This window comes from Acinetobacter sp. YH16053, from assembly GCF_013417035.1.
Classification (GTDB): Bacteria; Pseudomonadota; Gammaproteobacteria; order Pseudomonadales; family Moraxellaceae; genus Acinetobacter; species Acinetobacter towneri.
In genome coordinates this window covers 1-4,811 of the sequence record NZ_VPEP01000053.1, presented here as the reverse complement: position 1 = coordinate 4,811, position 4,811 = coordinate 1, and the positions used below count along the sequence as shown (strand labels likewise).

5 protein-coding genes and 2 pseudogenes are annotated in these 4,811 nt (G+C 50.3%); 5 read left to right on the top strand and 2 right to left on the bottom strand.

Annotation, left to right across the window (positions count from 1 at the left end; genetic code table 11):
* Both FTV43_RS16205 and FTV43_RS14515 read left to right on the top strand, forming a co-directional pair.
* A pseudogene (locus FTV43_RS16205) lies at window positions 1-177 on the top strand (LysR family transcriptional regulator); the annotation flags it as partial.
* A 3-nt stretch (window positions 178-180) separates the two neighbouring features.
* Window positions 181-861 carry a LysR family substrate-binding domain-containing protein gene (locus FTV43_RS14515; protein WP_109354582.1) on the top strand — a complete coding sequence of 227 codons (681 nt, stop codon included), beginning with the start codon at window positions 181-183 and terminating at the stop codon, window positions 859-861.
* A gap of 197 nt (window positions 862-1,058) precedes the next feature.
* Here FTV43_RS14515 and FTV43_RS14510 read toward each other — a convergent pair.
* A pseudogene (locus tag FTV43_RS14510) lies at window positions 1,059-1,286 on the bottom strand (IS4 family transposase); the annotation flags it as partial.
* An 89-nt stretch (window positions 1,287-1,375) separates the two neighbouring features.
* Here FTV43_RS14510 and sul2 point away from each other — a divergent pair.
* The 3 genes from sul2 (at window position 1,376) to FTV43_RS14495 (ending at window position 3,051) form a co-directional block, all read left to right on the top strand.
* Window positions 1,376-2,191 (top strand): sulfonamide-resistant dihydropteroate synthase Sul2, encoded by an 816-nt coding sequence (sul2, locus tag FTV43_RS14505; protein ID WP_001043260.1) that lies wholly within the window; start codon window positions 1,376-1,378, stop codon window positions 2,189-2,191.
* Between the two features lie 86 nt (window positions 2,192-2,277).
* Window positions 2,278-2,565, top strand: coding sequence for a phosphoglucosamine mutase (locus FTV43_RS14500; RefSeq protein ID WP_159516853.1), 288 nt, complete (start codon window positions 2,278-2,280; stop codon window positions 2,563-2,565).
* A gap of 21 nt (window positions 2,566-2,586) precedes the next feature.
* Window positions 2,587-3,051, top strand: coding sequence for an ATP-binding protein (locus FTV43_RS14495; protein ID WP_071830580.1), 465 nt, complete (start codon window positions 2,587-2,589; stop codon window positions 3,049-3,051).
* 73 nt (window positions 3,052-3,124) lie between these two features.
* Here the strand turns inward: FTV43_RS14495 and mph are convergent, their stop codons facing one another.
* The gene (gene mph / locus FTV43_RS14490; protein ID WP_071830579.1) at window positions 3,125-4,012 is read right to left on the bottom strand and encodes an Mph(E)/Mph(G) family macrolide 2'-phosphotransferase; all 888 of its coding nucleotides are present in this window, start codon (window positions 4,010-4,012) and stop codon (window positions 3,125-3,127) included.
* Between the last annotated feature and the right edge of the window lie 799 nt (window positions 4,013-4,811).

Below are 4,811 nucleotides of genomic sequence, written 5' to 3'. Positions count from 1 at the left end.
GCACTTGGTATCAGCCAGTCGAGCGTCAGCGCGCGTGTGAAAGCGCTGGAGGATAACCTTGGTGTCCTGCTATTTGAGCGCCATGCGCGGGGCGTTCGGCTAACAGACGCAGGCAGGCACTTCATGGAGCGTGTCACGGCGGGTGTCGATCAACTCGATCACGCAGTGAAGACCGCAGGCATGACAGCTCAAGGAGAATACGGCCGGCTTCGCATCGGCATCCATGCCTTAATCCCACGCAGCTTTCTCACGGAGCTGATCCGTCATTATCGGGAAGAACATACGGGCATTGAGGTTGAGATCACCGAAGGCACAGCCCGCGATGCGGTGATGCAGCTTCGTGCTGACCAGCTCGACGTGGTGTTCGTCGCGGGCAAGCCCGAGATGCCCGACTGCCATACCCGACCGATCTGGACCGAACCGCTGGTGGCCGTGCTATCGGATGGGCATCGCCTCGCCGGGCAGTCCGCAATCACTTGGTCCGATCTGGTCGGCGAGACTTTCATTGTTCGCTATGGTGGCACCGGCCCGCAGGTCCATGACCATATCGTGCTGCGCCTTGCCGGGCGTTGGCCCGCACCGTCGATCCGGCGCTTTGATGTGGGGCGCGACACGCTGCTATCTATGGTCGGACAAGGCTTCGGCATCACTATCGTCGGCGAGGCAACGTCATTGTTGCCGACGACCGGCATCGTCTTCCTGCCCTTCCTCGATGAACCGGAGCCGGTTGCCTTTACAGCCGTCTGGTCGCCGTTCAATCGCAACTCCGCACTGAAAAATCTACTCAACCTCGCAGGCAAAATGAAGCGTGACGGCGATTCGCCCAATCGTTTCCTGGATGGCACTCGACCGGCACGATAACGGCACAGGCGATCCATCCTATTTGCCGCCGATAGTATCCGGCAGCCCTCCGGCATCCTCTTTCCTGTTGCCCGTCCCGATTTTGCCTACTCTCTGATCGGCTCCGTCTCTTTTGCCGACTGGAGCCTGCATTGCGCGGAGGCCGAATCCTTTGGGGTCAGATCGCCGTAGTCATCACCATCGTTCTGGTGATGACACTGAGAAATTTGACGATAATCAAAATACTGACCTGCAAAGAAGCGCTGCATACGTCGATAAAATGATTGTGGTAAACACTTGATGGGCAAGGCTTTAGATGCAGAAGAAAGATTACATGTTTGCTTTAAAATAATCACAAGCATGATGAGCGCAAAGCACTTTAAATGTGACTTGTTCCATTTTAGAGATTTGTTTAAGATAAGATATAACTCATTGAGATGTGTCATAGTATTCGTCGTTAGAAAACAATTATTGTGACATTATTTCAATGAGTTATCTATTTTTGTCGTGTACAGAGATTATTATAGAAGCCCCCATGAATAAATCGCTCATCATTTTCGGCATCGTCAACATAACCTCGGACAGTTTCTCCGATGGAGGCCGGTATCTGGCGCCAGACGCAGCCATTGCGCAGGCGCGTAAGCTGATGGCCGAGGGGGCAGATGTGATCGACCTCGGTCCGGCATCCAGCAATCCCGACGCCGCGCCTGTTTCGTCCGACACAGAAATCGCGCGTATCGCGCCGGTGCTGGACGCGCTCAAGGCAGATGGCATTCCCGTCTCGCTCGACAGTTATCAACCCGCGACGCAAGCCTATGCCTTGTCGCGTGGTGTGGCCTATCTCAATGATATTCGCGGTTTTCCAGACGCTGCGTTCTATCCGCAATTGGCGAAATCATCTGCCAAACTCGTCGTTATGCATTCGGTGCAAGACGGGCAGGCAGATCGGCGCGAGGCACCCGCTGGCGACATCATGGATCACATTGCGGCGTTCTTTGACGCGCGCATCGCGGCGCTGACGGGTGCCGGTATCAAACGCAACCGCCTTGTCCTTGATCCCGGCATGGGGTTTTTTCTGGGGGCTGCTCCCGAAACCTCGCTCTCGGTGCTGGCGCGGTTCGATGAATTGCGGCTGCGCTTCGATTTGCCGGTGCTTCTGTCTGTTTCGCGCAAATCCTTTCTGCGCGCGCTCACAGGCCGTGGTCCGGGGGATGTCGGGGCCGCGACACTCGCTGCAGAGCTTGCCGCCGCCGCAGGTGGAGCTGACTTCATCCGCACACACGAGCCGCGCCCCTTGCGCGACGGGCTGGCGGTATTGGCGGCGCTGAAAGAAACCGCAAGAATTCGTTAACTGCACATTCGGGATATTTCTCTATATTCGCGGTTCAGCAGGCATGTCCCCTTTGAGGGCGACCCGACGACAGGATAATCGACCTTATGGTGCGCAAATATTTCGGCACAGACGGTATTCGTGGCAAAGCCAACGAAGGCGCGATGACGGCGGAAACCGCCTTGCGCGTCGGCATGGCGGCTGGCCGTGTCTTTCGTCGCGGTGACCACCGCCATCGTGTCGTGATCGGCAAGGATACGCGCCTGTCGGGCTATATGCTTGAACCCGCGCTCACAGCCGGTTTCACCTCGATGGGCATGGACGTATTCCTTTTTGGCCCGCTGCCGACAACGTATAGGAAGAATAAACGCCCTTTTCACCCAAGTCCAAATTAATTTGCCGATTCCATAATCAGGGTGTATTACAATTCCATAGAGTTTTTCAATCCAGGTGGTTTAGCTGATAACTTAACGATTGATCAGCTTCTTCGTGAAGATTACTCGCCATGGGCGCGCAATAAAAGGATATCTGCCACGTTCAAAGAAGCGCATTTTATTGAAAAATATGGGTCAGGCATCAAACGAATCCAAGAAGGCTTCGCATCCTATGGTCTGCGTCCCCCTGTCTTTGAAAATTTCCAGCACGGTTTTCGAGTTATTGTCTCATCAAAGCTACTTTTCGAATCTAATGAGGGAGTAAGTGAGGGAGTAAATCTACTATTTAATCAGATAAGAACTAATCCAGGAAAGCGTGCACCATTTTTAGTAAACGAGCTATTAGTTCCTGTCAAGATAGTAGAGCGGTGGCTCAAAATCTTAAGAGATGATCATAAAATCGAGTTTCGAGGAGCTCCTAAAAGTGGAGGATACTGGCTAAAATAGAAATCAATGATACTCTTAAGTGGCACCAATCGAACTCCTATTTTAGCATTTAAAAAAGTATCCTCACATCATTTTATTGAACAATACCTAAGGCTGCTCTGGCGGCATTGATATGATTATCGTCGTTGCACTCTACCGCAAAAGCGCCATATGCTAATGGAGCTGCAGCAGCCCTCTCTATAGATTGTTCGTAGAGCCTATCCCATATCGTTCCGCCTTGTTTAGCATACTCCGTTATCAAACTCTTCAGGCTATCCTCTCCAAAAACCGATACGTGACCAGAAAAGTCCAGTGCAGGATCACCCATATGCGCAGTAGACCAATCTATGATACCAGAGGTCTTACCTTCCTTCGAGGTTAAGACATGCCCTGCATAGAGATCGCCATGGATGAAACAAGTGAATTCAGGCCACAAAGGGTCATTGTCCAACCATCTACGGTATCTGTTTTCCAACGGCTCGCTGATACCTATCTCAGATTTCACCAAGTGGATACGGTCAGCTATTTCGGTCCTCAATTCACTTGGAGTCATTATTTTCAAGTTGCTCTTTCTCACATCGTCAGCTGTAATACGATGTAATTCGGCCAATGATTTTGCCAGAGACTCCACATAAGCTATGCTATCGCGATCTATGTTCCAAGAAACCTCATGTGTTATCGCATCGAATGTCAGAGCAGGCGCATCCTCCAGTAAAGGGTAGGCTATTAGGCGCTCCGATACAATTTTCCAATCAGGGACATTGATCGACAGGTTTCTTTTGGCTAAATCCAATATTCTACTTTCATTTTCGATTTGTTCAAGCATATCGCTTCTTCGAGGTATACGGAGTACCCAGTTCTCACCGTTTACTTCCTTTACAAAGGCAACTCTAAAGTCGATGCCCATCTCATTGACGCTCATCTCTTCCGAAATTCTCAGCCCATGCTCTAGGGCTAATGTTTGCATATCTTCGATTGTCATTTCTATACTGTTTTCTTTTATTAAATTGGTACCAGTTCCCCCGACAGGACATTCTGAATGTCATATACAGGTGTAACACTTTACCCATATTCTTTTCGTATGGATAACACTTCCCATCAGGGAACAAAAATCTGATACATGAATTAATTGTGAGACAGTAGACCTACTGTCGCATTGAAGCCATCTCGGCGACTATTTGATTAGGAAAACCAAGGCTTTGCCATCATAGCCTTATCATAGAAGTATAACATAGTTGTAAAGATAGAAAATTATTTTTTATTCATCCATGATGTTATTATTTTATAATAACATCATCTAAACATGTCCTGTCGCTCTTTTGTGCTGTGATATTTCATACCTATTAACTGCTTTCGTTTGAATTATACGACGTTCTACTCACAATAGGGCAAGGGTTACTCATTCCGTAGGATGCGGTTCACGTATAGGAAGAATAAACGCCCTTTTCACCCAAGTCCAACAGCTTTGGACCGCAGTTGACTCTTTCGACACCCCTGCGATGCAACCCAATCCGGCTGACGGGGAGCCAGCAACGCTGAAAATTTACCCTCCTCTTTCCCACTAGCGGCTCCTTTTCCGACAACCAGCACGGCGGATCCCTGCCGCGGCGCTGTGAACGCAGCATTTTGATTGGTATCGTTGGCCTTCAGGCTCGTCAGTCAAACAGACCCAGGAGCAGCTCAGCCGGTGGCGCCCGGCTTTCGGGTAACGCCCTGGTCCCGCTGGTTTCGGCTTTGTGCTTCAGGTGATCAAGGATCTGCTTGATCACTATAGGGTCTTC

Coding starts and splice junctions, on each gene's coding strand:
- FTV43_RS14500 (WP_159516853.1), top strand. CDS start 2,278: ATGGTGCGCAAATATTTCGGCACAGACGGTATTCGTGGCAAAGCCAAC.
- mph (WP_071830579.1), bottom strand. CDS start 4,012: ATGACAATCGAAGATATGCAAACATTAGCCCTAGAGCATGGGCTGAGA.
- sul2 (WP_001043260.1), top strand. CDS start 1,376: ATGAATAAATCGCTCATCATTTTCGGCATCGTCAACATAACCTCGGAC.
- FTV43_RS14515 (WP_109354582.1), top strand. CDS start 181: ATGACAGCTCAAGGAGAATACGGCCGGCTTCGCATCGGCATCCATGCC.